Source organism: Corynebacterium sp. 22-2729, from assembly GCF_053479475.1.
Genome location: NZ_JBRBCA010000014.1, coordinates 1 through 26,218, shown reverse-complemented (window position 1 = coordinate 26,218; position 26,218 = coordinate 1). Strand labels below are relative to the sequence as shown.

Below are 26,218 nucleotides of genomic sequence, written 5' to 3'. Positions count from 1 at the left end.
GGTGTTGCTCAAGCCAAAGACATCATTTTACGCTGCAGTGGTGCGAACTCGTGCTCCACTATGCTGAGACCCATGATTGCTCAGACGGGAAATCTGCGCCAATGGCAGTATTTCGTGGCTTTAGCGGAGACCGGTAGTTTTACAGCGGCGGCAGCGCGACTGGGAGTGAGTCAGCCGCCTGTCTCCAATGCCATTAAGCGCTTAGAAGCTGGTGTAGGTACACCGCTATTTATCCGAGGGGCGGGGGAAGTGAAACTAACCGAGGCAGGGTTGACCTTGCTTCCATATGCCCGGGTGATTAATCGCGATCTTCAGACTATGCATTCGATGATTGACGGTATCCGAAGTGGTGCGCAAAGCGGGTTTCGTTTGGCCATCAGTAGTGCGCTTCCAAGCGAGATAGGATCGCGTATTGCAGCAAAGGCACAGCAGCATGATGGAGTAGTTTTGTCGTCACTGCCTTCTGTTGAGATTCTTGCCCGTGTTGAAGAAGGCGCTATTCATGCGGGGCTTGTTCAAGCTCCGGTTCCCTTGGGTACTCACCGCAGTGCGAGGCAGTTTTCTCTGTCACGTGATCTAGTGGTGCCGCCGGGGTATTCAAGGTTGGATAAGACCTTGTCTCAATTGAATCTGCTGGTGGAGAACCTGAATGACAATTCAAGTGCAGCCAGTGGTTTGGCGAGAGAGCTATTTCGGTCGGGTGTGTCTTGCGAAATTAATGATTCAGAGGATGCTCTAGGTAGGGGCTTATTGATTGGAAGAGGGGAGGGGATGTCTTTGGTATTTCGCGGTTTTCACCAGTTTGACAATGCTATTGAGCTTCCTTCCCGTTTCGATTTTTCCGTGGATGTAGTGGTTCGCCGAGGTGGGATGGACAATGGCGCCGAGGCCATGGTGGTCGCCGAAAGAATTTGTCGAAGGATTAACCAATGACTGCACGGATGGAGATGGCCCTGGAAAACGTGTTGACGCGGTCGGGGTGTGAGGGATGGTGGTGTGCATCGCGACTGCACGATGGGGTGACTATCGGACGCAAACAAGACGAGAAAATTACGGTGGCATCCTTATATAAAATCCGGCTCCTCCACCTCACTTTGGAAGCGATTCAACGAGGTGATCTGGATCCTCGTCTTCGTGTTGACGTTGCACCGTCCAAAGGAACTTACGAAGGGTATGGGTTCGCTGCCTTTGATGACGCAGTGAACGTGAGTCTCCGAGACTTAATGAAACAAGTCGCATCGGTGTCAGATAACGTGGCCGCCCACGAGATTTTGCGTCTACTGCCTGCGTGGGCTCGAGAAGCATTTCTTAAACGGTTTCCACCTCATTATGACTTGCAAGATCGGAATAGCTTAGTGACGGCGGAGAAACAATTGCGTCAATATGTTCAATCCCAAGGGGGGAGAAGTACAGATATAGCGTTTTCTGCAGTCTCTTCGTTGGCGGAAATAACTAATGACTTGGAACAGGTTTGGAAAGACGATAGTGCAGCGGTACGTCGATCTATGTGTGAACTCTTGGGGTTGCAGGTGTGGCGTCACCGTGTTCCTTCAGGCTTTCCTCCAAGCGGCGTTGATATCTATGGAAAAACGGGCACTGTAGGACTTCTCCATGGTGAAGCTTCGATTATCCAGGTTGAGGGCGAGGAGCCCATTGTGGTGTCCATCATGCTGAAACAGGTGGTGCCAGAACAAGCAATGAGTACTCACGATGGTGCTATTGGCGAAGTGGCTAGACTGCTCGTGGACGCTCTTCGTTAGAATTTCTGCCACTTGAATACACACTTCTACCATCGCCTATATGTGAATGAAATGAGACAATTGCATTATGTGATATTGGTGGCATCCAATGCGTCTCACTTAACGTCACTCCCATGATGACTAAGCACAATCGTTTCCGTCAGTCGGTGATTGCACTCTGTTCGCTCTCCGCAGTGATGTTGAGCAGCTGTTCAGCTCTACCGTGGGAATCAGACTCAGACGTATTTCTCAAAGCTTTCAACGCGGGAGATGACAGCAAGGCTGCACGGTATCTGGATCATCCAGACCCGGAGCGCGCCCTTCATGAATTTCGGCAGTCACTTCATGGTGTGAAGGTCAACATCGAAAAATCTGATATTTCCAATGGAAAGCAGAATACTCATGTGACTTGGTCCAAAGATGGTGTGGAGTTGGAGAGCAATGGTCGGCTCGTCCTTAGTGGACAGGATGGTAAGCCTCAATGGTTGCCTTCGATCTTCGAAGCTCAGTTGAGCGATGATTCCGCACTCTTTTTTGCTGAAGATAAACAGTACGATCTTCCAATTAAAGATCGCTTGGGCAATGAATATATGACCTGGACGAAAGTTATTCAGGTACGAGGTCGCAAAGACATAGCCTCTAGAGCGCAGGAATTGGCCCAGATTTTTGCACCAGTGTCTCCCACAACGACTAAGGAGTGGATCGAGCAGACCTTGGGAGAGTCTCAGGATGAAGACACCGTGCTCCTCACTTTGAGGCAGGAAGAATTCCGGAAGATACAAGAGCAACTTAGGACCTTTGAGGGAATTTCCACTGTGGAGCAGGGGCGTCTCTTAAGCGTGTCCAAAACTCTTAACTCTCCGCTGGATGCTGAATTGAACAAATATTGGGAGTCAGTGCTCGATGCTAATTCAGGATGGTCGATACGCGCTGAGAGTTCACAAGGTATGACGACGGTAGCCTCTGAGCCGCCTCGCCGAGTTCAGCCAATCGCAACCACTCTGGATAACACACTGCAAAGCGCAGCAAAACAAGCAGTGGACAGTGAGCAACGTGCCGCAGTTCTAGTCGTGCTCAATCCTAGAACAGGAGGTGTCCTTGCCGTTGCACAAAATGACAAGGCAAATAACCAAGGGCCAATCGCACTCACCGGGCTATTCCCACCGGGATCGACGTTCAAAACTGTGACCACAGCGGCGGCACTAGAGGCAGGGGCAGTCAGCATGGATGAGGAACTACCTTGTCCTAGCAATATCACCGTCGCTGGACGCAAGATTCCCAACGATCATGACTTCGATCTAGGTAGCGTTCGACTGGAAGAAGCTTTCGCCCAATCATGTAACACAACCCAAGCGGTCATTTCGGATCGTTTGGGAGAAGATGATCTGCAACGGACTGCTTTAGAACTCGGAATTGGCTCCGACTTCGACGTACCAGGGATGACCACACTTACTGGTTCGGTGCCGCGGACACCGGCTGGACCTCCTCGTGTGGAGGCTTCTATTGGACAGGGCGAGGTTCTAGCTAGTCCATTTGGGATTGCGCTCATGCAATCGACTGTCGCTAACGGCGGCTTGCTTGTTCCTCCACAGCTCATTCAAGGCGAACAGACAGTAGTGAATAAACAGGCAGACCAGCATGTCAGCGATACAACTATTCAAAGCCTCCGGACGATGATGAAATCAACAATTGACCACGGTTCAGCTAGGTCGTTGAGTGATCTTAGTGCACTTGGCGGAAAGACTGGTACAGCAGAAATTGATGGCAAGCTTTCCAATGGCTGGTTCGCTGGAACGACAGGGGAATTGGCGATTGCGTCCCTTGTAATCGAAGGAGATTCTTCTCAGCCAGCTGTGGAAATGGCCGGGCGTTTCCTTCGCTCGCCGGATGTTCAGAAATTCTCTGGAATTCAATAAACTTGCGTCATAACCTCTAGCACGGCACGTCCACCGCAGCGATGCGGTGGGGTTGGATCGTGAGGCTCTCCCCGGTGGATTCGAGCACCGCGGAGATGGTGGAGGGGGTCATCATCACGATGGAGATCCAGTCATGGCTGGTGGCACCCGCATAGTCCACGTAGTGCAGGCGCACCTGTGTGCCCGCGGTATAGGCGCGGCGCAGCTCGGACATGATCTCCCGCGGCGAGCGGAAGGTCCGGGTGTCCGAGGCCTTCGTGCCGTCCGCCGGGTCCACGGCGATGGCCTGGTCGTGGGCGCGGCGAAAACCCTCCACGGCGCCGTCGATCTCCGAGGCGATCTCGGTGGAGTCCCCAGTGATGTCCATGATGTTGCGCTGGGGAGTATCCACGCGAGACGGGACACGAGCCGAGTGGGGTTCGGTGGCGGAGCCCTGCTGGAATGCCCTGGTGGCGTCGTCAATCAAATACCGCAGGGACTGGGGAACGGACGAGAGACCGCCGGGGGACATGCGATCCAGGAAGGCCTCGATGTCCTTCCACGGCGCGTCGTAGCGCTTCGGTCCAATCAGACTAAATACATCGCCCTCGCGCCCATCCTCACGCACCAGAGTGGCGGTCAGTCCCAGTCGGCGGCGAGACTGCAGATCGGAAGTCATTCGGAACACCGGTGCGGGCAGCAGGTGTACCTCGTCGTAGATAATGAGCCCCCAGTCGCGGGAGTCGAAAAGCTCCAGCGCCCGGTATTCGCCCTTCGACTTGCGCGTGACCACTTGGTAGGTGGCAATGGTAACGGGACGGATCTCTTTCTTTTCGCCGGAGTACTCGCCGATCTCCTCCTCGGTGAGGGAGGTACGACGCACGAGCTCATCCTTCCACTGCCGCCCCGCGACGGTGTTCGTCACCAGGATCAAGGTGGTGGCTTTCGCCTTGGCCATGGAGGCTGCGCCGACCATGGTCTTGCCCGCACCACACGGCAGCACTACCACGCCCGAGCCGCCTTCCCAGAAGCTATCGGCCGCCATCTCCTGGTAGTCGCGCAGCTGCCATTCTTCGTGTTCCTGCGACAGCTCGATGGGATGTGCTTCGCCGTCGACATAGCCCGCCAGATCCTCTGCGGGCCAGCCGACCTTCAGCAGTTCCTGCTTGAGCCTGCCACGTTCGGAAGGGTGCACAACGATCGAGTCCTCGTCGATGTCTGCGCCCAACATGGGCTTGATCTTTTTGTGACGCCGGATCTCCGTCAACACAGCCCTGTCCGTCGTCTCTAGCACGAGCCCGTGCGCCGGGTGCTTGATGAGCTTCAGTCGCCCGTAGCGATCCATTGTGTCTGCAATGTCGATCAGCAGCGGTTGCGGGACGGGGAACCGCGAGTAGGTTTCCAGCACGTCCATGACCTGCTCCGCGTCGTGCCCTGCGGCGCGGGCGTTCCACAGCGCCAGCGGGGTGATGCGGTAGGTGTGCACGTGTTCGGGTGCACGCTCGAGCTCTGCGAATGGTGCCAGCGCAGTACGCGCCTCTTGAGCTTGCTCGTGGTCGATCTCCAGCAGCACAGTTTTGTCGGATTGGACGATCAAGGGGCCGGTGCCGATGCTCACTAGCTGGATGCTCCTCACAGCGGGTTCGGGCTGCGGCACGAAGATCAAGGCCACAGCTACATTTTTGGGACAACCTACTATGTTAGCCCGTTCTTGCAACCGCCCTAGAGGTTAGTATTCGACGCTGCTAAGCCGGTGGGGTTGCACAGTGAAGCTCTCACCACTGATTTCCGAAACCACCGCAATAGTCGAGGGACGGATCATCACGATCGACACCTGGTCGCTCGTCTGTTTGCCCTCGTGATTGACGTAACTGATTCGCACAATCGTTCCGGAGGAATACGCCCGCGAGATAGCCGCCATCATTTCCTCGGCTGAGTGGACGACGCGGGCTCTGTCGCGTTGACTCTCCGCCGGGTCTGCGGACACACTCGCGACGTCTTTCATAGATCCGCTCATCAGGTCAACGGCGTGCTCGTGACTGCGTCGGAATCCTTCGATAGCGCCAGCGATGACGCTCTCGTCGGCGTCGGCGCACTGCAGCCCTTCCCGCGTTGGCGTAGCCACCCGGGAGAGCACAGGAGCATCGGCATGCGCCCGACCACCTTCCAAACGCAATTGCACGCCCATGGCCTCCAGACGATCAGTCACAAACGAAAGCTGAGCAGCGGAAACGGCTACTGTCGGTGCGATCCTGCGCAGCCGGAGCCCGTCAATATCCGGCAGCGCCAGAATCCGATCCAGTGCCGCGGGATCCGTCACGCTCAGGTACATCTGAGCCACACCAGCGGTGGCCTGCGACAGGCTCCGCTCCGCGTCATGCAGCATGTATCGCAACGCTTGAGGAACATTATCCGCTCCGCCCAGGGCGCGGTCGTCGAGGAATTGCTCGATATCCTCGGCGCTGAGCCCGGCTCGAAGAGCTCGCTCTACGGATTCCTTAGACATTCTCCAGACGCTGGCCATGCCGCCGGATTCCTGCTCGCAGAACCTCGCCAGCATCGTCTGATCCGCGGGGCGTAACAAGCCCGGAGCCATGATCGTGTGATCGGCCTGGACAATGAGTTCTTCCACGGGAGCCGGCAGGATTTCCGAAAGTGCTTCGGCAAGGTTCGCAACAGGATCCATGTTGTTGTTTAGAACGTCGCGGAGCGCGCTCATCGCCCGAGTCGGTACTGTGTCCCTCCTTAATGACGCCAACACCCCCACCTCTTTGGCTTCCTCCCACACCGCATCCCAAGCGGTGGGGGTCGTTCGCCAGGCCTCGCCGGGTCGCACGCGCCAAAGCTCTCGGTGCAGTTCTGATGGTTCAGGCGTAGGGGCGTCATCAATAGCAGAGTGAGTAAAGAGACTAGGAAAGATTCGGCGCAGGCCGCGAGCGGCGTGCGAAGCAGTGCCGGATTCAAAGGGGCGAACGGCAGGATCGTCGACGAACCAGGGGGCATAGGCGCTATTGGCCCAGCCGACTAGCAGGATTGCCCAGGCAGTGGCGGGGGAGGCCTCGAGGAAATCGAGGGCGAGCTCGGTGGGAGCCCAATAGTCACGTGCGGGCTGACCCGCTGGGGTTGGAGTGGCGCGGCCATGGCCCAGGAGATTTGCGTGGATAAGCCAGGTAAGCAGATGAAGGGTTCTCTCGGCAGACTCGTCGCGCCTGCGAGCGACCTTATTGATTTCGCGGGTGCCGATGCCACCGGAAGATAGCGGGATGATTGGATTGGTGCCGAGATCCTCAATGAGGTGGCTGAGATCCTGAATCAGTTGAATGGCCTGGGCAGTGCCGGCGTCGTCAGCTCGCGAACTGGCGATAGCTTCGCCTTCGTTAGCTATCGGAGTGAAATGCCCACCTGGGTCGGTGATGATGGTGCCGTGGAGAAGTTGCTGGACGCGGCCGGTCAGCCGTGCGGTTGTATCGTCTAACTGGTCTAGGATGCCGTGGCGAACCAAGGTGGGGAGTGGCTTGGAGGGGTCTGCACCCTCGTGTAGGGAAGTTGAATGGCCCACACCTCCTCCTGCAGCCAAAGTAGATAGCAGGCGGCGTTGGCGGGGCGGCAGCTCATCGATAACCGCGGGTAGCTTCGCAGTTGGAATGGGGCAGCGGGTGGAATCGACTAAGCGCCAGAGCTGCTCCGTAGAAGGCTCAAACATTTGGGGCAGGTGGGGTGGAACCTTGAGCTTTGTATCCGCGCCGGGCACAGCAGGAGCCGGCAGAGCCAAGTCTGGGCCAAAAACTAATCCCCAGGTGCACAAAGACTGTATCGCTGCGCGAACGTCGTGATCCGTTGGGCGGTTTGGAGTAGGAGTGTTGGCTATATCGAAGAGTTCGGTGAGTGTTTCTTTGATCTCGGCAACGGTGCAAGGGTGATGGACAGCGTCCAGTTCACAGGCCGCGTGGCAGACGGCCAGCTCAAGAGCCGTCAGGTGGATTAGCGCAGGGTCAGGGGCATCGCCGTATGCATCCGCATGATGCTTGGTCTTCGAGGTGACGGCTTCGGAAAGGCTATCAAGAGCAGCGCTGTTCCCTGTGAGGTTCTCCACGAAGGTAGTGGGGTTGGAGGTGAGCAATCGGGTGAGCAGATCCGCGAGAGACTCATCCGTCTGGGCAAATAGCCAGTCTCCGTATGACGGGAACCCGTTTGGGGCGGGGACGGTGGAGGCACCTTCGGTGGTGGAGTTCGCGGAGTTGGGGTGCATAATCGCTCAATTTTAGCGCGAATGAGGAATGACTTGCGTTGAACGGTAGTCGCGGAGGGTGGGTGCCGTGGGGTAGAAATTGCCACTTCGTGTGTCCTTTTGCGCCATGATGTGCAAAGATACAACTATGGCTAACGTTGAGAAGAAAGGCTATGTCGACGCAGGCTGGCCGACCGATATTCCAGAGGGTCACCACGCTGTTACCGAGCTGGTGGCTGAATCCGCGGGCGCTTTGAGCCCCTACGGTGACATCGAGTTTCCCGTCGATGCTTCCGAGCTTCCGTACGTGCACTCGTTCACGGTTATTAACAAGTAACTGAATCTAAAAGGTGGCGCGCCTCCCTAGTCGGGGAGGCGTGCCACCTTTTGCTTTGTGCTGGTAATGAGGGAGGTGAGTGGGGCGGGGGTGAATGTTGCGCACCATTACAGTGCGCATGAAAAAACGGGTCGGCGCGAAGGTGCGCCGACCCGGTGAAGCTATGTGCTCTTAGTGAGGCAGAACGACCTGCAGCTGAGCGGAGTACTTCTTGTAGGTGTGGTTCAGGGACTTCTTGTTGGCGTTGTAGTAGTCAGAGACTTCCTTCGGTACGGAGAAGCCCATGCTCTCGATGCGCTTCACCAGTGCATCGTAGAACTTGTCAACAGCCAGAGCGTTGGAATCGCGGGACAGGTCCTTGATGGCCTTCTGTACAACCGGAGCCGGTGCAGCAGGCTTTGCCTTTGGCTTAGCGGCGGCGTTGCGCGGGGTCGGCTTGGAGTTCAGACCCAGCTTGGCGGAGCAAGCCGGCCATGCGCCCCAACCCTGGCCAGCCAGAACGCGCTCTGCAACGGCGATCTGCTGCTCACGGGTTGCCTGGTATGCGTACGGTGCGTACTGCTTGCCGCCGTAAGCAGCCCAGGTGGACGGGCTGAACTGCAGGCCACCGTGGAAACCGTTGCCGGTGTTGATGGACCAGTTGCCGCCAGCCTCACACTGAGCCAGGCGATCCCAGTCGGAATCCGGAGCTGCGGAAGCGGTCGGTGCCAGCAGAGCGGAGGATGCTGCAACTGCAACGCCTGCGACGGACAGGCGTGCTGCGGTGGAGAAAGAGCTGGTCTTTGCGTGACGTGCCATTTTCGCTGAGTTTCCCTTCGGGTGCCTTCCTTGTGTGGCACCTTTTGTTTCGTTGTCTCTTGAAAGTCGAGAACTTTCTAGTGTTCTGACGTCGAGCATTGTGCCCGTTCGCCTTAAGGTCATGGGCTACGGTACTGGTTTGTCACGTTTGTGTCACGTTTTCGACAAGATTGAAATTTTATGTAACGTTAAGGTTGTTAATTGAAACCCGATCTGACCTGGAAGTTACCGGATCTAGATTAAATCGTTACACTTTCGTAATGTGACGCATTTCACACTAGTGATGTAACGGATGTGACTGTTGAGATTTGCTCTGCCCCGTCAATGTGGCTAATCTAGGTCATTCTGTTAATGATTCAAAGGAAATAGGGTGATCCCATGCCAACCGGAAAAGTGAAGTGGTACGACGCAGACCGCGGCTACGGCTTCGTGAGCAACCCTGGGGACGAGGACGTGTACGTCGGTTCCCAGGTGTTGCCCGACGGCGTCACCGAACTAGTCAAGGGCCAGCGCATTGAGTACGAGTTCATCGCCGGTCGTCGTGGACCTCAGGTTCACACTATGACGGTGTTGGACAATGGTCCTCGCCGTGCACAGCACAAGTACGATGCAGAACAGCTTCAGCAGATGGTGCAGGATACGATCACACTGCTAGATAACAGTGTGCTGCCAGTGTTGCAGTCCGGCCGCCGTCCGGAGCGTAAGGAAGCTCGCCAGGTGGCGGAAATCCTGCGCACCATTGCTCGGGAGCTCGATAGCTAGAGAGCCGGGCTATAGCCCCTCCCAGCCCTTAGTTTTTTAAACCCCCTGCGCGTCCCTTTTTTAGGGAAGCTACTGGGCGATCTCGATCGACCAGATAGTTGCGTAGGGGGTTTGTTCGTCGTTGTCGTCCAGCCCGATCAGCATGGAGTGGAGCTCCAGAACCTTCAACTTCGGAGTGCTGCCGTCCTTAGACTTCACATCCGCTTCGGTCTTCAGCGTAACTTCCTGACGTTCGTCCCCCTTGTAGTAGTTGTCCTGATTTGCCCCCGGGTCATCGAAAATCTGCAGTAGCGACCAATCGTGGTTGTATACATCCTCCGGCAACTTGAGAGTGACTTCCTTGGCATCGCCAACCTCCAGCTTGTGGGGCTCTGAGGGCTTGCAGTCACGATCGTCTAGTTCACAAACCGAATAAGGCGCGATCTCCAGCTCCTTGCCGTCGACGACGGCGGTGATGCGCTGTTCCTGCGGCAAGGTTTCAACCTTTCCGTCCTGCCAGCGGTTATAGAGCAGCACACCGCCGATAACCACCACCACTAATACCACGATGGCGCCCATTGTCAGCAGCTGCTTGCGTTGTGCACGCTTGCGCTGCTGCTTCTTTGATAGCTTCGGCGCAGGCTTAGCGGAGGTCTTCGGGTCGTTTTTCTCTTGCTCGCTCACGCTTCTCGATCCTAATTCACCGTCGTTAACTTCTTCTTACTAGCCCGTGCTAGATACCAGCACTATTAGCCCTGCGGCTCTGCAAAACTCACCTCGTACATTTCATCCCACAGCTTGCCCGTGAGATAAAAGCGACGATCCTCGGGGGAACTTCCTGGGACAGTCGCGATACCGTTCAAAACATCCGCTCCGTCCTGCTGCGCTGCTGGGAATAGCCCAGCTGTGTCCACGACATGCGTAACCTTCCCGCTCTCCGGGTCTATCTCCAAAATCTTGTCGGTTTGCCACACATTCGCCCACACCATGCCATCCGCAGTGCATTCGAGCTCATTGAGTTGATCGGTGCCTGTTACATCAACGGAGCCAGTCTTTTCGAAAGACTCTGGATCGCGGAACGTTAACGTTCCCGACCCATCACTCATGACCAGCCGGTCCTGCTGCGAGCACAGCCCCCACCCCTCGGTCTCGTAATCGGCGCGGCTGATCTCTTCGAGCGTGCGTGCATCGCGCTTAATCGCCGTGTGTTCCTTCCATGTCAACTGCCACACCGTATCGCCATGGATAGTCACCCCTTCGCCGAACAATTCCTTATCCAGCTTTTGTTCGTCAGACTTATCTCCGGCGAGGCTCGTGTAGTAGATCTGCGACTCCCCGTGGAGCCCGGTGCCAACCAGCAATCGCCCATCGTCGCTAGCTTCCAGCCCCTGGGTAAATGCCGCTTTATCCCAGGGATGTACTTCATCTACCTTTGCCTCGAGCATCGGCGCATCGTTATATTCCTCCGCCGTCGCACCCTTCTTTACTGGTGACGCCCCATCGTCCTCCGCGCACGCGGTCAGCGCACACGCCAGGGCCATTGCGCTAACAGCTGCGGCGAGGTGGGCTGCTGTGCGCCCCTTATAGTGCTGGCGGATAGATGCGTGAGGGTGGCGTCGATAAGAGAACATGCAACCATCATGCATCACGGCGAGAAGCTGGCAGGCATAATGGTTCAGGTGAGTAAGAAGACTAAGGCAGATCCGATACTTTTTTCTGCAGAAGCGAGGGAGCTAGCCCGCGCCGCAGTGGAAGAAGTTGGCGGCGACGAGGTGGGGAAGGCACTCGGCATCGCGACGGACGGCGAAGGGTTGGGGATTTACCGCTTTGCTAGCCAGGTGCCTGGTTACCGAGGTTGGGAATGGGTTGTGGTGCTGGTGACGGTGCCGGGCAGTGGGGTCTTGACGATCAATGAGGTCAGCCTGCAAGCAGGCGAGCACGCTGCACTAGCGCCTGAATGGGTGCCATACGAGGATCGCGTGCAGCCAGGTGACTTAGGGCCGGGCGATACACTGCCGCCGCGCCGCGACGACGAACGGCTCACGCCATGGGCGAAGCTGCAGGATGGCGATGGTTTCTTGCGCAACCCGCGAGCCGGTAACACTTTGTCGCACCTCGGACTCCGACAAGCTCGCAAGAGATGGCGCGAGGGCGAGTATGGGCCGCGCTCTGAGTTTGCGAAGCAGGCGGAATTGCAGTGTGAAACCTGCGCGTTTTACCTTCCTTTCGATGACGTAGAAAACGGCATTGGGGTATGTACCAACGAGTTTTCCGCCGACGGGCGGGTGGTGCAGGAAGATTACGGCTGCGGCGCGCACTCGGCCACGGTGGAGGAATCCATTGGTGAGGAACTTGGAGAGGGCACCAATAGCTACGGCGTATATGTCGATGAGGGACTTTCCCGCTTTGAGTAGCGGGGTGGCGCAGAGCCGCCCAAAGGCGCCGACGGCGCAGAGCCGCCCAGGGGCGCCTAATAGTTGCATAAATGCCCTGCGGGGTGGTTACTTATTACTTGTCGTTTCATATTGTGGTGTCTGCCTACGTTTCTGATGAAGGGGTAGCAGCCACGAACAGTTCGTACAGGTAGGGGAGAATCCCACATGGCAGATGCACGGGCCGCAAAGGCCGGCAAAGACAAAACAGAGGAATCAGCGGCCCGCGAAACCCAAACTCGTGGCTTTCTAGACCGTTACTTCCACGTCTCGGAACGCCAGTCGACGGTAGGCACTGAGATCCGTGGTGGCGTGGTCACGTTCTTCGCGATGGCCTACATCATCATTTTGAACCCGCTGATCCTGGGAACCAGCGCAGACATCAATGGTGACGAGCTCGGTACCGCTCGTGTGGCCGCCGTGACCGCCTTGGCAGCAGGCGTGATGACCATCGCTTTTGGCATTATTGCTCGATACCCCTTCGGCATTGCTGCAGGACTGGGTATCAATACCCTAGTGGCGGTGACCTTCGTCGGTACGGAGGGGCTGACCTGGCCAGAGGCCATGGGCTTGGTTGTCATCGACGGTATCGTCATTGTGCTGCTGGCTGTCTCGGGCTTCCGTGAAGCGGTGTTTAACTCCATTCCCGCCTCGTTGAAGTCCGCGATCGGTGTGGGTATCGGTCTGTTTATTGCTTTGATCGGCCTGGTCGACTCTGGCTTTGTTCGCCGTGTTCCAGATGCTGCGGGTACCACGGTCCCCGTCGGGTTGGGTATTAATGGTTCCATTGCTTCCTGGCCGACGCTCGTATTCATTCTGGGGCTGTTTATCTGCGGCACTCTGGTAGTTCGCCAGGTTCGCGGTGGCCTGTTTATCGGTATCGTCGCCAACACTATTATCGCGATGATCGTGGAGGCTGTGACCCACACCGGCCCGTCCTTCGTCGATGGCGAGCCTAACCCGAAGGGGTGGAACTTAGCAGTTCCGCAGGGGCCAGATTCTTTGGGTGGCGTGCCGGATCTTTCACTGGTCGGTGCTGTGGACTTGTTTGGAGCTTTTTCCCGCGTAGGTGTTCTGGCCGCCTGCATGCTGATCTTCACCCTGGTGCTAGCCAACTTCTTCGATGCAATGGGCACAATGACTGCCCTGGGCAAGCAGGCCAAGCTTGCGGACGAAGAGGGGCGCCTGCCTAACCTGCGCACTGCTCTGATCGTCGAGGGCGCCGGTGCGGTTGTCGGTGGTGCGGTGTCCGGCTCCTCGAACACCGTGTACGTGGACTCGGCTGCTGGTATCGGTGACGGTGCACGCACCGGCCTAGCCAATGTGGTGACCGGCCTGCTGTTCATCCTGGCGATGTTCCTTACCCCGCTGTACGAGATCGTGCCGATTGAGGCTGCTGCTCCGGTTCTGGTGATCGTCGGTGCGATGATGATGGCACAGATTAAGGACATCGACTTCGCCCGTTTCGATGTCGCTCTGCCGGCTTTCTTGACGATTATCGTTATGCCATTTACCTACTCCATCGCCAACGGCATCGGCGTGGGCTTCATTACCTACGTTTTGATGGCCGTGGTTGGGGGTCGTGCGAAGAAGGTGCACCCGCTGCTGTACCTCGTGGCCATCATGTTCGTGGTGTACTTTGCCGCAGACCCCGTAATGGACATGCTGCGAGGCTAAAACAATGCCTGAGCTTGAGCCCATCCGAATTGTTGATCCCGCCGATCCGCGCTTGGACGATTTTCGGAACCTCAATGCTTCCGATAAAAAGTCTGGTGAGCAGCTAATCATTGCCGAGGGTACCCTCGTCGTTCCCCGACTGCTCGCCAGCCCGTACCCGACTCGCGCGGTTGTGGGGTTCCCGGGGAAGCTTCGGGCGATCGAGGCCGAGCTTTCTTGCGCTCTTTCTAGTGTTGACGCCAAATTCTCCGTCTATGAGGTGTCCCGCGAAGTGCTCAAAGAGGTTGCGGGCTTCGATATGCACCGAGGCCTGGTTGCCTCGGCAGATCGGCTTCCCTCCACGGAATCGAGAACAGACGGGGGAGATTACGCCGCCGATGGCGTGAGCGCTGTGGAAGCGGTACTGGAGCAGGTGGAGAATGCTCCAGAATCCAGCGGTGTGATTGCGGTGCTGGAAGGTGTGGGGGATCACGAGAATATCGGGTCGATCTTCCGCAACGCCGCGGGGCTGGGGGTGGATGCCGTGCTGTTCGGCGCTGCTACCGCCGATCCCCTGTACCGCCGCAGTGTGCGCGTTTCGATGGGGCACGTGCTGCGACTGCCATGGGCGAAATTCCCTGGTACTACCACTACTTGGCAGCGAGACCTGGAGATGTTGCGAAAGCGCGACTACGAGGTCGTGGCTCTGACCCCAGCGGGGAATACTACTTTGCGGGAGGCCACCGAATCTGCCCGTGAGAAGGGAAAGAAGGTGGCGGTGATGGTCGGCGCAGAAGGCCCCGGCCTGACCGAGCACGCCATGCGTGCGGCGGATGTGCGCGCGAGCATTCCAATGGCGAGGGGAACCGATTCGCTCAATGTGGCGACGGCCGCGGCCATCGCGTTCTACGAGGCTGTGCGCTAGTTTCCGCGGCTGCGGCGGCGCACTTCTTCACCCAGCTTTTTCGACATCCCGCGAAGCCCCTGCACGCCAGCGCTAATACCCTTGCGAGCGCCACGGCTAAGGGAATTCAGTACGTTCTTGGCTACCTCTGCACTGCTCGGCTCAGACTCGCGCGACGGGGCAGCATAATCGTCGTAGCCCTGCTCATCGTCGTACACGGAAACCTTGTCCTCGGGAGTGGAGCGACCGTGGGTGAGACCATCGTATTCGGAGGACTTAGCCTCCGGTCGTCCGTCTACCGCGAAAGCTGCAACCGGCAGCGCCGGACCGGCACCAGAAATGGAAAAGCCAAGCCAGGATTCGATGGCGGCGGTGGCCAGCTCAGCCGGGATAAACGGAAGTTGGATACCGTGTGCTTCAGTAGTGCCAGCCCAGAACTCGGACTCAAACTCACCCGGCAGGCCAATATCCTCAAACACCGTCTCGCGGGTCGCGCAGAAAGAGCGCTTGAGCGTGCCTCCGGCCCAGTGTGCGAAGCCGCCGAAGGTTTCGTTGACCTCCTTAGAAGCCGGATCCCCTCCGTCACCTGGTTTTGTCGAGGCGGCGGTCTCCGGGTCTGCAACTACGCACGAGGCGTACACGTCGGCTGCGCTCACAAGTGTGCGATAGCGCTCCGGCAGCTCAGAGAGTTTCCGTAGATCGGGGATCACCGTCTGTACCACGGAGAGTCCCGGGTAGCCACCGATATAGAACTCGTCAGGGCCAGGAGTGGCACTGCGCGTCATGTCAAAGTCGCCGATGTGCGTCAACGGCCAGGCGGGGTTCAGCTGTGCCAGGTACTTGCGGGCAAAACCGCGATCGACCTTATGCTCCTGGTGCATTACGGTGCTGGGGTTGGCCTCATTAACAAACCATAAGGTCACCAGGGTCACAGCTGTGGCTCCTTCTATCGCCTAGTTCTTCTGTCTAGTTCTTCTTCTTGGGGTTGGTACGCACACCCAGCAGGACGTCCTCCCAGTGAGGAGTGACGGCCTTGCGCTTCCGCTTAGGCTTCGCAGACTTTGCGTCAGGGTGTATTAAGAATTCATTATCTCCCCGGTCGTCTAGGTCTGCAGGGGAACCGTGTACAGCGGGGGGAGTGGTTTCCGCTCCGGTGGCACCATCATTAGCGGAGTGGGTGAATTCCTCCCGCCGTGCTGCCTCGTCCTGCCAATTGTTTGCGCCCTGACCTTGGGTGGGGTGCAGGAGGGGAGTCACTGGGGAGACGCTGCGTACAGGCTGTCCGTAGCGCGGGTTCACCAGATCTCCCGCGATGCTGTTGTGCGGGTGAGCCAGAGCCTTCTCCGACCCACGAAGCTCCATCATGAATTCTGCGGTGTGCGCTGCGGTGCGTCCGGCGGAATCCTTTTCCCAGCTCACGGTGACGATCCACTGCTTTGAATCGTTCTGGAATGCGTCCCACTCGGCGTCGGAAAGAGCCTCGCCATGGGCTGCGAGCGCGGTAGCCAGAACCTCCCACAACGGCTGGTTCGACACGCCATCGCCGTTGACCGGGAGTGCAGCATGCGCAAGCTCGGCGATGCGCGAGCGCTCTTGCAGGATCGGCCATGCATAGGGCTCGATGCGCGATTCATCCGTATCGGCCTCGTCTGCCAACTCGGCGACGGTCGCGCCACGGCGGATGCGATCTTGGATCACACGTGGAGACATCCCAATCTTCGTGCGATGTGGTCGTGCGTTAGAGCGGTGCTTGCCGCGTTCCTGCGTGCGTTCTCGAGAGCGCCCCTGGAACAGCGACGCCACCTCGGTCTCCTCCGCTTCCTCATCTCCCTTATCAGCGCCCGTCGCAGCGGGTGCAGTACCGGTGGAAGCTGTATCTGTTGCGTCCGCCGCGTCAACGGGAGAGTTGGCAGAAGTGTCCGTGGAAGACTCAGCTGCAGCAGTCGAGGCAGGAACGTCATCTGCATCGGTTGAGGCCGCTTCGCGCGTGGGTACTTCCTCTCCATCCGCAGTGTCGGAAAGCGTAGCCTGGTTCAAGCTATTAGCGCTGGACGTGGGGGCGTCACTAAGAAAAGCGCGTAGCTCATCGGTGACAGGCAAAAAGTACTCGGCGATTGGGCCGCCGACGGCGGGGTCAACGGCGCGTAGCACGAGTGACGAGGCATCGCTATCGGCGACGACAAATTTCAGCTCTTGCAACGTGGCCTCCTGACGGGTGATGCAGCAAATGACGGCTGTGTTATTAACATCACCCTCCAACCATACTTAAAGCACAGTTGGAGGGTGGAGGGGACAAGGAGCTACAGAGAGTTACTTGGCGGCGTGGCCGCCATCGAGGATGAAGTCGATGGCACCGGTGAGCTTCTTGATGTCCTCCGGGTCGATTGCCGGGAACATGCCGATGCGCAGCTGGTTACGCCCCAGCTTGCGGTAAGGCTCGGTATCGAGGATTCCGTTGGAACGCAGGATCTTTGCGATCCTTGCCGCATCGATGTTCTCGTCGAAGTCGATGGTGCCGACGACGAGGGAACGGGAATCCGCATCCTGGACAAACGGGGTAGCCTCTGCACGGGACTCTGCCCAGCTGTACAGGGTCTGGGAGGACTCGGTGGTGCGGGCAACCATGCCGTCTAGACCACCATTGGCGTTCATCCACTTCACCTGGTCATCCAGCATTAGCAGGGTAGCGACTGCCGGGGTGTTATAGGTCTGGTTCTTGCGGGAGTTATCCACGGCGGTCTTCAGATCCAGGAAGGCCGGGATGTAGCGATCGGAAGCAGCGATCTCTTCGACACGCTCCAGGGCAGCAGGGGAGAAAGCCGCCAGCCACAGGCCTCCGTCGGAAGCAAAGCACTTCTGCGGGCTGAAGTAGTAGACATCAGCCTCATTCATGTCGACAGGCAGGCCGCCAGCGCCAGAGGTGGCATCGATGGCAACCAGGGTGTCGTTGGACGCAGCCTGCGGGCGGGTTACCGGCACCATGGCGCCAGTGGAGGTCTCGTTGTGAGCCCAACCAATCAGGTCTGCATCGGTGCCGTCCAGCTGGCTCGGTGCAGGGGCGGTACCCGGATCGCCGGCAACGATCTGCGGCTCGTCAAGCCACGGAGCCTTCTTGGAGACGCTGGCGAACTTCGAGGAGAACTCGCCATAGGTCAGGTGAGCGGACTTATTGCGGATCAGGCCGAACGAGGCTGCGTCCCAGAAAGCAGTGGCGCCACCGAGGGATAGGACAATCTCGTAGCCTTCAGGCAGGTTAAATAGCTGCGAAAGTCCCTCGCGTACGGACCCAACGACGTCCTTGACGCCAGCCTGGCGGTGGGAGGTGCCCAAGATCACGGCGTTGTCCTGGATCGCTTGCAGCTGGGCAGGGCGAACCTTCGACGGGCCACAGCCGAAGCGGCCGTCAGCGGGGATGAACTCCGCGGGAATGGTGGGCAAGGTGTTCTGGTCGTTGGCAGATGCGTTCATGACTCCCTCAGATCGCTCAGGTGATTCGCTTGATTAATGCGGGGCAGCGTTTTACCTAGAAGGTGTTTTACCTAGTACGGGTTTTACCTAGTAGGTGTGCTTGCCTTAACAGGGTAGACCGTCGCGAGCTCTACTTGGCCAAAAGGTGCCAAAAATATAAGAATTGCGGAGTTTGGCGGCGGGATTACCCCCGCTCACGACTGTCAAACTGTCATGTGGGTCACATAAGCATTACAGTGTGCCGTATCCCCCCTAGGGCTAAGCCATGCAAGCAATGCCATACGGGGAAGCCCTAAAGCGGCTACAATTTTTAAGTGAAACCGTGAATCTGTGTTCCGCTCCAACGGTTCCGGCGCAAGCTTTTATCGAAGCAATCGCTTAACTATCGCTGCGGGCAGGCACGTGAACATTTCAGAAAGGGATGTCAATGGCTACTGATAATCAGGACAAGGCCGTTCTCCACTACCCGGGTGGAGAGTACGAAATGGACATTGTCCACGCCACCGAAGGCAACGACGGTGTGGCACTGGGCAAGATGCTGGCAGAGACCGGCTTGACCACCCTGGACCCCGGTTACGTCAACACCGGTTCCACCAAGTCCGCCATCACCTACATTGATGGTGCAAACGGCATCCTGCGTTACCGCGGTTACGACATCGCTGATCTGGCCAACAACGCCACCTTCAACGAGGTTTCCTACCTGCTGATTAACGGCGAGCTGCCGAACAAGGAGCAGGCTGAGGAATTCAACACCAACATCCGCAACCACACCCTGCTGGATGAGGACTTCAAGGCTCAGTTCCGCGTCTTCCCGCGTGACGCACACCCGATGAGCGTCCTGGCTTCCTCCCTGAACATCCTGTCCACCTACTACCAGGATTCCCTGAACCCGCTGGACCCGGAGCACCAGAAGCTGAACACCTACCGCCTGATGGCGAAGGTGCCGATGCTGGCTGCGTACGCTTACCGCGCGTCCAAGGGTAAGCCGTACATGTACCCGGACAACTCCATGAACGCGCGCCAGAACTTCCTGCGCCAGATGTTCGGTTACCCGACCGAGCCGTTCGAGGATGACCCAGTAGTTACCCGCGCGCTGGACAAGCTGCTGATCCTGCACGCTGACCACGAGCAGAACTGCTCCACCTCCACCGTCCGCATGGTTGGTTCCTCCCAGGCCAACATGTTCGTCTCCATCGCCGCGGGTATCAACGCCCTGTCCGGCCCGCTGCATGGCGGCGCTAACCAGGCTGTTCTGGAGATGCTGGAGGAGATCCACGCTAACGGCGGCGACGCTACTGAGTTCATGAACCGCGTGAAGAACAAGGAGCCGGGCGTGAAGCTGATGGGCTTCGGCCACCGCGTGTACAAGAACTACGATCCGCGTGCGGCCATCGTCAAGGAGTCCGCACACGAGATCCTGGAGCACCTGGGTGGCGATCACCTGCTGGATCTGGCTATGAAGCTGGAAGAGATCGCCCTGGCCGACGATTACTTCATCGACCGCAAGCTCTACCCGAACGTGGACTTCTACACCGGCCTGATCTACCGTGCAATGGGCTTCCCGACGGACTTCTTCACCGTCCTGTTCGCCATGGGTCGCCTGCCGGGCTGGATCGCTCACTACCTGGAGCAGGTCAACGATCCGACCGCGAAGATCAACCGCCCGCGCCAGATCTACACCGGCGAAGGCGAGCGCAAGCTCTAAGAACTTCTGTTCTTTTCTTAGTGACGCCGCCCCCTCGGGCTGGTTACGCAAAGCGTATCCCCCGAGGGGGTGTTTCGCGTTTTGCTAGGGTGAAGGTTCGAGAAGCGATCATTATCTAAGGAGACTTCCCATGAGTAAACCGCACATCGACCTCCCAGCTGGTCCCGCCCCGCAAGATCTGGTGGTGGAAGATCTGATGATCGGCGATGGTGCTGAGGCCGTAGCGGGTGGCATGGTGGAGGTTCACTACGTGGGTGTCGACTTTGATACTGGCGAGGAGTTCGACTCTTCCTGGGATCGTGGTGGATCTTTAGAGTTCCCGTTATCTGGCCTGATTGTCGGTTGGCAGGAAGGAATCCCTGGCATGCGCGCTGGCGGTCGCCGTAAGCTGACCATCCCCCCGGAGAAGGCTTATGGTCCGGCCGAGCTGGGGCAGGAACTATCTGGCCGCACACTGGTTTACATCATCGACTTGATTGCAGTGAACTAGCAGTGCAGTAGAGGACGAGAGTGCAAGCAAAGGCGCCTGCTTCTGGCAGGCGCCTTTGCGTTGCGCATTTAGAGCGGGGGAAGGCCGCGCACTAGGCTCCCTTAAGAGCCTTAGCCCAGGTCATCTTCTTGCCATTATGGAGGATGGAGTTGCGGTAAACGCGCGCTACCAGCGCGATCACCAGCACCGTGACGACGGCGGCGATCAGGAAGCTCAGTAGTACCTCCGGCAGGCTCATCGTGCCCGCTGCGAGGTTCATCGGAGCTACCGTCAGGCTGAACGGCGGAATCCAGCCCAGTACCTGCATAAAGTTGGACTCGATATTGCTGATGCCAAAGAGTGGGGCGTAGGTCATGCCCATGATGAATAGCAGAATCGGTCCCTGAGTGGACTGCAGGTCCTCCGTGCGGGAGACCAGGGATCCCGCGCCTGCGTAGAGGCTGCCGAAGAACAACATACCGATGAAGAAAGCCACCAACATGAGGGCGACGACGGAGTAGTCGAAATCAACATCCCCCAGTAGGCCGGAAACTGTCAGGGCGACGGTTCCGATGCCCAGAAGGACTGCTGTGCCGATGAAGCCGAAAAGGGTGCTACCGATAATCTTTCCAGCCAGGAAATCCATCGGGCGAGCAGAAGCCAGAATAATCTCCACCACGCGCGAGGATTTCTCCTCGGTGATGCGCCCGCCGACATTCGCGGAGAAAAGGATGATGAAGTAGGCCATCAGCATTACGCCCACCATGGTGGTGAGAATCTGCGGGCCGTTTGCCTCCATTGCGTCGTCTTCCTTTACGTTCACCGTATCCAGCTGTACTGACGGTGTGGCCTTGGCGAACTCCTCAGGGGAAACCCCGACCTTCTTTAGTGCCTCAGCTTGTGCATTGGCATTGATCGCGGTGGTGGCTACGTTGAGGATCGCTGGGTTTGGATCGCCATTGCTAAGTAGCTCGTAACCCGAGTCCGTCTTTACCAAAGCTGCATCCAGTTCCTCGTCCTTGACCAGTGCAGATGCGTCCTCGCGGGAGTCGATTGTGCGAGCATCAACGCCACTGGGGCTGTCCGTCCCCTTTGAATCCTCGGCATTAGACGACGAGGGGGCGTCAATAAATTCCTTCTCAACTCCTACAAGGCCGAGCTGGGGCTTGCCGTTATCGTCGTCCTTACCCGTGAACCAGGCGGCGGCGACAACACCGACGACCATGATGACCGCGACGATGCCCAAAGAAAGCATGATGGCCTTGCTGCGGGATGCCACCTGAACCTCGCGCTTGGCGACGATGGCAATGGTCTTGGGGGAAGAGTAACTCATGATTCGACGACCTCCTGGAAGAGCTCTGCAAGGTGGGGTATGCGGCGGGAGAAGGAATGGACGGGGCCGACAGCTAATGCGGACTGCAAGATCTGCTGATCCAAATCAGTGGACTCAGCCTCGAGCAACACACCCTCGCCGAAATCTTCAACCAGGCGGGTGCCCTGGGGGTACCAGTCGCGCGCTGGGGTGTGTACTTCATAGACAAGAGGGCCACGAGTGCGCAGTTCCTCGACGGTGCCCTCGGCTTTCATGCGTCCCTTAGAGATGATGCCGACACGGTCGCATAGACGCTGCACCAGATCCAGTTGGTGGGAGCTAAAGAGTACCGGCACACCAGCCTTGCAGCGCTCGATCAACAGGTCACTCATGACGTTCACGGCAACGGGATCCAGGCCGGAAAATGGCTCGTCGAGAATCAACAGCTCCGGGTCATGGATCAGGGAGGCCGCTAGCTGGACGCGTTGCTGGTTACCCAGAGAAAGCTCTTCTAGCTTGTCGTTGGCGCGCTCGGCTAGGCCGAGCTGCTCCAGCAAACCTTCTGCATTCCGCTTTGCCGTAGCGTCGTTCAGGCCGTGTAGACGGGCGAAGAACTGCAGCTGGTCACCGATCTTCTCCTTGGCGTAAAGGCCACGCTCTTCTGGCATGTAGCCGATGAGACGGCGTAGATCGTCGTTCATTGGGGTATCGCCGATACGTACCTCGCCACTATCCGCTGCGAGCACACCGAGCGCGATGCGCATCGTAGTGGACTTGCCGGCACCGTTGGAGCCGACGAAGCCGTACATCTCGCCAGGTGCGACCTGCAGAGTCATGTCGTGGAGGACTTGGTGATCCCCGTAACTCTTATTGAGATTGTCGATATAAAGGGTTTCCATATTGTTTTTGGTTTTCCTTGAAAGTCTTCCTAAGTGACGTTTTTGACGTTAACTGCGTGGGTAGTTCCAGCGGACTGTATCATAAAGCAAAGGGTTTTGCCTCCAATAGTTTTCTGCCTTATGCAGGCAAAAGTTTCTAAAATAGCTTCTAGCAGCGCAATCGCAAGTTCAATTTAAGTGGCGTAAAAATGGGGGTATGAGTGAAGTTAAGAATGTCGTACCAGCCCTAGAGCTAAACGATGGAAAGACCATTCCTCAATTGGGCCTAGGGGTTTGGCAGCTGAGTGACGAGGACACGTATAGCTCGGTGCGTGCCGCAATTGAAACCGGCTACCGCCACATCGATACGGCAGCTATCTACGGAAATGAAGAAGCCGTTGGCCGTGCCGTGGCCGATGCTGTCAATGCGGGCGACGTACAGCGCGAAGAGCTATTTATCACCACTAAGCTGTGGAACGCCGACCAGGCGCGGGGCACGGAGGCCTTCGCGGAGTCCCAACGCAAGCTGGGGCTGGATTATGTGGATCTTTATCTACTGCACTGGCCGTGCCCGAAGGCAGATAAATTTGTGCAGGCCTACGATTCGATGGCGGAGATCCAGCAGTCCGGCGGTGCGATTAGCATCGGCGTGTGTAACTTCTTCCCTGCGGCCCTGGATGCATTGAAGCAGGCCGGGCACACCCCAGCGGTGAACCAGATCGAGATTCATCCGGGCTTCAGCCAGGCTGAGCAGCGCGCGGATAACCACGACCGTGGCATTGTGACGGAGGCATGGTCGCCACTGGGGCAGGGGCAGAACCTGACCGACCCGACCATTGCAAAGATCGCTGCCGAGAACGGTGTGAGCGTGGCACAGGCCATCATCCGCTGGCACATTCAGCGCGGCGATGTGGTGATTCCGCGTTCCTCCAAGGTGGAGCGCGTGCGCGAGAACTTCGACGTTTTCGGCTTCGAGCTTTCCGCCGACGAGGTTGCCGCCATCGAGGCTCTGGACGTAGAAGACGGCCGCATTGGCGGTGACCCCTTTACCTTCCATGCGGGGCTAGAGGGGTAGATCCTTCTAGCGAAAGCCCAGCGCACGGTAGCTTGTCTGCGGTACATTCCTACCCATGAGCGCAGGGCATGTCCTCACCCACACCGAATCCGCTGACCCCACCGCCCCACAGGTCGGTGTGATCACCCTTAATCGTCCGGAGAAGCGCAACGCCCTCAACGCGACCATCGCAAATGCGGTAGCGGAGGCCGTCCGCGCCCACACCACAGCCGGGGTGCGCGCCATTCTTATTCGTGGCGAGGGTCCTGCGTTCTGTGCCGGTGCGGATCTCTCCGGTGGCGTATATGCCGATGATTTTTGGGTAGCCATGGAGAACATGCTGTCGGCCATCCAAACCGCCCCGGTGCCAGTTATTGCTGATATAGACGGCCCTGCTGTCGGCGCTGGTTGCCAGATCGCCTTGGCGTGCGATCTGCGTGTTTTCTCTGACGAGGGGTCCTGCTGGGTGCCCGTGGCCGCCCATGGCTTCGCCCTGGATCTGTGGACCCACGACCGTGCTCGCGAACTGATGGGCGGGGCACTGGCGCGGAACGTGTTCTTGGCAGGTGCTCGGGTAAGTGCCGAACAGGCAAGAGCCACGGGGTTTTCTGCACTGCTTGATGACGCCACCCCGGATGCCACAGCCTTCGCATATCGGGTAGCGCAGCAGGCTCCGCTGTCTATGAAGCATTCAAAACGAGTGCTGAACAGCTCCGACATGTACGCCGATGCGGAGTTGGAGCAGATGATCCCCGCCATCTGGGACAGTGAGGATGTGCAGGAGGCGCGCCAGGCGCGAGCTGAGGGGCGCACTCCGCACTTCACCGGGCGCTAATCCCGGGAACAGCCGAGCACAGTAAGGGGCGCTAGTCCCCGGAAAAGAGGCACACAGTAAGGGGGCGCTAGGCGCGTCCCTCGACGGACCAGGTGTGTACTGGCTGGCCGGAGGTCTGGTGAGCCACGTAGCGCTGCAGCATTGTGGACAGCGCCTCGGCGCGTTCCTCAGAATCCGGTTCGCTTTTCGGGGCGAGTCGGTTGATGGTATCCAGTTGCCAGGTGGCACCGTTTTGGCCGCTCCGTGCGCGACCCTCGATGATCCCCAGGTAGGTGTCAATCAGTTCGGGATCTACGTCGAGTAGCTCAAGTCCTTCCTTTGCCTGGTCAAGTAGGTGTTCGGTAATGAGCGTGCGCACCGGAACATTGCCCAGACGTGGCCAGCGCATGCTGGCGCGCAGCCCCTCGCGGGCGCCGGTGATGAAGTTCTTGTGGGCGTCGTTAAAAGAAAGCCGTGACCACACGGGGCGATTCTGCGTTCCCAAGAACTTGACGAGGCCGTAGTAGAAGGCAGCGTCTGCGACGATATCGGCGGTAGTGGGGCCGGCGGGGAGCAGACGGTTTTCTACGCGGATGTGCGAGCGTTCCAGGTTCGGGTCGTAGATCGGGCGATTCCAACGCCAGACCGTACCGTTGTGCAGGTTCATGTAGTGCAGGCCGGGACTGTCGCCGGACATGATTGGTGTGCCGGCTTCCATGCGGTCCTCGGGGAGGAGGGGAGAGAAGTAGCGTCCGTTTTCCTCGAAGAGGTCGAATACGCTGGTGATCCACCGTTCGCCGAACCATACGCGGGGACGTACTCCTTGGTTGACGAGTTCTGCGGTGCGGGTATCGATGGCCTGTTGGAAGACGGGAATGCGTGATTCGTGCCAGAGCTTATGGCCGACGAAAAGAGGCGAGTTTGCGCTGAGCGCTACTTGCACGCCAGCGATTGCCTGGGAGGCATTCCAGGCGTTGGCAAAAAGGTTCGGCGCCACCTGCAGGTGCAGCTGCATGGAGGTGCAGGCGGACTCCGGGGCGATGTCCTCGAAGTCATGGCGGTAGGTATCCACGGTGCCGAGTACACGGCCAGGCAGTGCACCTTCGAGCTGGATGCGCACGAGTTCGCCGCGGGATTCCAGGACTGCATTGTTGAGTGCCTTGTAGCGGTTTTCGTCCGTCATCCAGGCGGGATCGCTGAGGAAGTCAGTGGTCAGCGTTGGCAGGGTGCCGATCATCACTGCGCGGGAATCCAACTGCTCAGCAGCCTTTTGCACGGCGTGCAGGCGTTCGTCGAGACCTTCTTGGAGTTGCTCCAACCCGCGACCGGTGATGGATAGTGGTGGATGGTTCATCTCCACGTTGTAGGAGCCGATTTCAGACTGGTATTCGCCCGGATAAGCTTCTTCCAGCTTTGCCAGAACTTTGTCGTTGCAGCGGTTGGGCTGCATGCTTGTGTCCACGAGGTTCATCTCTAGTTCCAGGCCGATGGTGCCCTGGTTGATGAACTCAGAGTCTTGAAGGTGCTTATCGAAGACCTCCAGCTCGGCGTTGAGCCGCTCGCGGAAGCGGGTGCGTTGTTTCGGTGTATAGGTATCTTTAGATACTGTGAAGTGTCCCAGGTTTTGTTCCGTTTGAGTAGATGGGAAAATCTGGAATATACCAAGAAAATTTGACCAGGATGCCAAGGACCGTGTGGTCCGTCTCGTGGAAGACCGCATCTTGGCGGAAAATATGTCGATGCAAGCCGCGTGCCAGGCAGTAGCCCCAAAGCTGGGCGTCTCGTGGC

The 26,218-nt window shown here is 58.1% G+C and carries 23 protein-coding genes; 12 read left to right on the top strand and 11 right to left on the bottom strand.

Going from position 1 to position 26,218, the window contains the following annotated elements:
* Window positions 1–72 precede the first annotated feature (72 nt).
* From ACUY2T_RS09610 to pbp2m, 3 genes are all read left to right on the top strand, one after another.
* A complete protein-coding gene (locus ACUY2T_RS09610; protein WP_434820004.1) occupies window positions 73–933 on the top strand; it encodes a LysR family transcriptional regulator in 861 nt (286 codons plus the stop codon).
* Complete coding sequence (locus tag ACUY2T_RS09605) at window positions 930–1,760, top strand: serine hydrolase (RefSeq protein ID WP_011273098.1); 831 nt, start codon at window positions 930–932, stop codon at window positions 1,758–1,760. Before ACUY2T_RS09610 ends, ACUY2T_RS09605 begins: the two co-directional genes overlap by 4 nt.
* 113 nt (window positions 1,761–1,873) lie before the next feature.
* Entirely contained in the window at window positions 1,874–3,655 is a 1,782-nt protein-coding gene (gene pbp2m / locus ACUY2T_RS09600; protein ID WP_016421369.1) for a penicillin-binding protein PBP2M, read from the top strand.
* Between the two features lie 16 nt (window positions 3,656–3,671).
* On the opposite strand, the gene ACUY2T_RS09595 is transcribed toward pbp2m, so the two are convergent.
* Together ACUY2T_RS09595 and ACUY2T_RS09590 are read right to left on the bottom strand one after the other, a co-directional pair.
* Window positions 3,672–5,252, bottom strand: a complete 1,581-nt coding sequence (locus tag ACUY2T_RS09595; RefSeq protein ID WP_448308405.1) for a helicase-associated domain-containing protein — start codon at window positions 5,250–5,252, stop codon at window positions 3,672–3,674.
* Window positions 5,253–5,363: 111 nt separating this feature from the next.
* A complete protein-coding gene (locus ACUY2T_RS09590; protein WP_448308404.1) occupies window positions 5,364–7,883 on the bottom strand; it encodes a helicase-associated domain-containing protein in 2,520 nt (839 codons plus the stop codon).
* Between the two features lie 127 nt (window positions 7,884–8,010).
* Between ACUY2T_RS09590 and ACUY2T_RS09585 the strand changes: the two genes are divergently transcribed.
* Window positions 8,011–8,199 carry a hypothetical protein gene (locus ACUY2T_RS09585; protein WP_293792145.1) on the top strand — a complete coding sequence of 63 codons (189 nt, stop codon included), beginning with the start codon at window positions 8,011–8,013 and terminating at the stop codon, window positions 8,197–8,199.
* A 171-nt stretch (window positions 8,200–8,370) separates the two neighbouring features.
* Here the strand turns inward: ACUY2T_RS09585 and ACUY2T_RS09580 are convergent, their stop codons facing one another.
* Window positions 8,371–8,997: a resuscitation-promoting factor Rpf1 domain-containing protein gene (locus ACUY2T_RS09580; RefSeq protein ID WP_293792144.1), complete on the bottom strand. Its 627-nt coding sequence runs from the start codon at window positions 8,995–8,997 to the stop codon at window positions 8,371–8,373.
* 378 nt (window positions 8,998–9,375) lie between these two features.
* On the opposite strand from ACUY2T_RS09580, the gene ACUY2T_RS09575 reads away from it, so the two are divergent.
* Window positions 9,376–9,759: a cold-shock protein gene (locus ACUY2T_RS09575; protein WP_293792142.1), complete on the top strand. Its 384-nt coding sequence runs from the start codon at window positions 9,376–9,378 to the stop codon at window positions 9,757–9,759.
* Between the two features lie 69 nt (window positions 9,760–9,828).
* Here the strand turns inward: ACUY2T_RS09575 and ACUY2T_RS09570 are convergent, their stop codons facing one another.
* Window positions 9,829–10,422, bottom strand: coding sequence for a DUF2771 domain-containing protein (locus tag ACUY2T_RS09570; protein ID WP_448308403.1), 594 nt, complete (start codon window positions 10,420–10,422; stop codon window positions 9,829–9,831).
* A 65-nt stretch (window positions 10,423–10,487) separates the two neighbouring features.
* Entirely contained in the window at window positions 10,488–11,369 is an 882-nt protein-coding gene (locus ACUY2T_RS09565) for a glutaminyl-peptide cyclotransferase (protein ID WP_448308402.1), read from the bottom strand.
* A 39-nt stretch (window positions 11,370–11,408) separates the two neighbouring features.
* Here ACUY2T_RS09565 and ACUY2T_RS09560 point away from each other — a divergent pair, with 39 nt between their 5' ends.
* The 3 genes from ACUY2T_RS09560 (at window position 11,409) to ACUY2T_RS09550 (ending at window position 14,751) form a co-directional block, all read left to right on the top strand.
* Window positions 11,409–12,152 carry a DUF3027 domain-containing protein gene (locus tag ACUY2T_RS09560; protein ID WP_293792166.1) on the top strand — a complete coding sequence of 248 codons (744 nt, stop codon included), beginning with the start codon at window positions 11,409–11,411 and terminating at the stop codon, window positions 12,150–12,152.
* Window positions 12,153–12,338: 186 nt separating this feature from the next.
* The gene (locus tag ACUY2T_RS09555; protein WP_448308401.1) at window positions 12,339–13,847 is read left to right on the top strand and encodes an NCS2 family permease; all 1,509 of its coding nucleotides are present in this window, start codon (window positions 12,339–12,341) and stop codon (window positions 13,845–13,847) included.
* Between the two features lie 4 nt (window positions 13,848–13,851).
* The gene (locus tag ACUY2T_RS09550; RefSeq protein WP_293792136.1) at window positions 13,852–14,751 is read left to right on the top strand and encodes a TrmH family RNA methyltransferase; all 900 of its coding nucleotides are present in this window, start codon (window positions 13,852–13,854) and stop codon (window positions 14,749–14,751) included.
* On the opposite strand, the gene ACUY2T_RS09545 is transcribed toward ACUY2T_RS09550, so the two are convergent.
* The 3 genes from ACUY2T_RS09545 to serC are packed head-to-tail and all read right to left on the bottom strand — an operon-like array spanning window position 14,748 to window position 18,198.
* Window positions 14,748–15,662 (bottom strand): DUF6928 family protein, encoded by a 915-nt coding sequence (locus tag ACUY2T_RS09545; RefSeq protein ID WP_293792134.1) that lies wholly within the window; start codon window positions 15,660–15,662, stop codon window positions 14,748–14,750. The genes ACUY2T_RS09550 and ACUY2T_RS09545 overlap by 4 nt on opposite strands.
* A 34-nt stretch (window positions 15,663–15,696) precedes the next feature.
* Entirely contained in the window at window positions 15,697–16,989 is a 1,293-nt protein-coding gene (gene sepH / locus ACUY2T_RS09540; protein WP_448308400.1) for a septation protein SepH, read from the bottom strand.
* A gap of 51 nt (window positions 16,990–17,040) precedes the next feature.
* Window positions 17,041–18,198: a phosphoserine transaminase gene (gene serC, locus ACUY2T_RS09535; protein ID WP_448308399.1), complete on the bottom strand. Its 1,158-nt coding sequence runs from the start codon at window positions 18,196–18,198 to the stop codon at window positions 17,041–17,043.
* A gap of 427 nt (window positions 18,199–18,625) precedes the next feature.
* Here serC and ACUY2T_RS09530 point away from each other — a divergent pair, with 427 nt between their 5' ends.
* Both ACUY2T_RS09530 and ACUY2T_RS09525 read left to right on the top strand, forming a co-directional pair.
* The gene (locus ACUY2T_RS09530) at window positions 18,626–19,903 is read left to right on the top strand and encodes a citrate synthase (RefSeq protein ID WP_293792127.1); all 1,278 of its coding nucleotides are present in this window, start codon (window positions 18,626–18,628) and stop codon (window positions 19,901–19,903) included.
* Between the two features lie 130 nt (window positions 19,904–20,033).
* Window positions 20,034–20,393 (top strand): FKBP-type peptidyl-prolyl cis-trans isomerase, encoded by a 360-nt coding sequence (locus tag ACUY2T_RS09525; RefSeq protein WP_448308398.1) that lies wholly within the window; start codon window positions 20,034–20,036, stop codon window positions 20,391–20,393.
* A 91-nt stretch (window positions 20,394–20,484) separates the two neighbouring features.
* Here the strand turns inward: ACUY2T_RS09525 and ACUY2T_RS09520 are convergent, their stop codons facing one another.
* Window positions 20,485–21,705 carry an ABC transporter permease gene (locus ACUY2T_RS09520; protein ID WP_448308397.1) on the bottom strand — a complete coding sequence of 407 codons (1,221 nt, stop codon included), beginning with the start codon at window positions 21,703–21,705 and terminating at the stop codon, window positions 20,485–20,487.
* A complete protein-coding gene (locus ACUY2T_RS09515) occupies window positions 21,702–22,583 on the bottom strand; it encodes an ABC transporter ATP-binding protein (protein WP_448308396.1) in 882 nt (293 codons plus the stop codon). The genes ACUY2T_RS09520 and ACUY2T_RS09515 overlap by 4 nt, the downstream gene beginning before the upstream one ends.
* Before the next feature lie 196 nt (window positions 22,584–22,779).
* Here ACUY2T_RS09515 and ACUY2T_RS09510 point away from each other — a divergent pair, with 196 nt between their 5' ends.
* Window positions 22,780–23,637 carry an aldo/keto reductase gene (locus ACUY2T_RS09510; RefSeq protein WP_448308395.1) on the top strand — a complete coding sequence of 286 codons (858 nt, stop codon included), beginning with the start codon at window positions 22,780–22,782 and terminating at the stop codon, window positions 23,635–23,637.
* A gap of 55 nt (window positions 23,638–23,692) precedes the next feature.
* Window positions 23,693–24,451 carry an enoyl-CoA hydratase gene (locus tag ACUY2T_RS09505; RefSeq protein WP_448308394.1) on the top strand — a complete coding sequence of 253 codons (759 nt, stop codon included), beginning with the start codon at window positions 23,693–23,695 and terminating at the stop codon, window positions 24,449–24,451.
* Window positions 24,452–24,518: 67 nt separating this feature from the next.
* On the opposite strand, the gene ACUY2T_RS09500 is transcribed toward ACUY2T_RS09505, so the two are convergent.
* The gene (locus tag ACUY2T_RS09500) at window positions 24,519–26,051 is read right to left on the bottom strand and encodes a glutamate--cysteine ligase (RefSeq protein ID WP_448308412.1); all 1,533 of its coding nucleotides are present in this window, start codon (window positions 26,049–26,051) and stop codon (window positions 24,519–24,521) included.
* Between the last annotated feature and the right edge of the window lie 167 nt (window positions 26,052–26,218).

Excerpts from the sequence above, each read along its gene's own strand:
- ACUY2T_RS09550 (WP_293792136.1), top strand. The coding sequence starts at position 13,852 with ATGCCTGAGCTTGAGCCCATCCGAATTGTTGATCCCGCCGATCCGCGC.
- ACUY2T_RS09575 (WP_293792142.1), top strand. The coding sequence starts at position 9,376 with ATGCCAACCGGAAAAGTGAAGTGGTACGACGCAGACCGCGGCTACGGC.
- pbp2m (WP_016421369.1), top strand. The coding sequence starts at position 1,874 with ATGATGACTAAGCACAATCGTTTCCGTCAGTCGGTGATTGCACTCTGT.
- ACUY2T_RS09505 (WP_448308394.1), top strand. The coding sequence starts at position 23,693 with ATGAGCGCAGGGCATGTCCTCACCCACACCGAATCCGCTGACCCCACC.
- ACUY2T_RS09530 (WP_293792127.1), top strand. The coding sequence starts at position 18,626 with ATGGCTACTGATAATCAGGACAAGGCCGTTCTCCACTACCCGGGTGGA.
- serC (WP_448308399.1), bottom strand. The coding sequence starts at position 18,198 with ATGAACGCATCTGCCAACGACCAGAACACCTTGCCCACCATTCCCGCG.
- ACUY2T_RS09515 (WP_448308396.1), bottom strand. The coding sequence starts at position 22,583 with ATGGAAACCCTTTATATCGACAATCTCAATAAGAGTTACGGGGATCAC.
- ACUY2T_RS09610 (WP_434820004.1), top strand. The coding sequence starts at position 73 with ATGATTGCTCAGACGGGAAATCTGCGCCAATGGCAGTATTTCGTGGCT.
- ACUY2T_RS09525 (WP_448308398.1), top strand. The coding sequence starts at position 20,034 with ATGAGTAAACCGCACATCGACCTCCCAGCTGGTCCCGCCCCGCAAGAT.
- ACUY2T_RS09580 (WP_293792144.1), bottom strand. The coding sequence starts at position 8,997 with ATGGCACGTCACGCAAAGACCAGCTCTTTCTCCACCGCAGCACGCCTG.
- ACUY2T_RS09590 (WP_448308404.1), bottom strand. The coding sequence starts at position 7,883 with ATGCACCCCAACTCCGCGAACTCCACCACCGAAGGTGCCTCCACCGTC.
- ACUY2T_RS09520 (WP_448308397.1), bottom strand. The coding sequence starts at position 21,705 with ATGAGTTACTCTTCCCCCAAGACCATTGCCATCGTCGCCAAGCGCGAG.
- ACUY2T_RS09605 (WP_011273098.1), top strand. The coding sequence starts at position 930 with ATGACTGCACGGATGGAGATGGCCCTGGAAAACGTGTTGACGCGGTCG.
- ACUY2T_RS09585 (WP_293792145.1), top strand. The coding sequence starts at position 8,011 with ATGGCTAACGTTGAGAAGAAAGGCTATGTCGACGCAGGCTGGCCGACC.
- ACUY2T_RS09510 (WP_448308395.1), top strand. The coding sequence starts at position 22,780 with ATGAGTGAAGTTAAGAATGTCGTACCAGCCCTAGAGCTAAACGATGGA.
- ACUY2T_RS09565 (WP_448308402.1), bottom strand. The coding sequence starts at position 11,369 with ATGTTCTCTTATCGACGCCACCCTCACGCATCTATCCGCCAGCACTAT.
- ACUY2T_RS09555 (WP_448308401.1), top strand. The coding sequence starts at position 12,339 with ATGGCAGATGCACGGGCCGCAAAGGCCGGCAAAGACAAAACAGAGGAA.
- ACUY2T_RS09560 (WP_293792166.1), top strand. The coding sequence starts at position 11,409 with ATGGTTCAGGTGAGTAAGAAGACTAAGGCAGATCCGATACTTTTTTCT.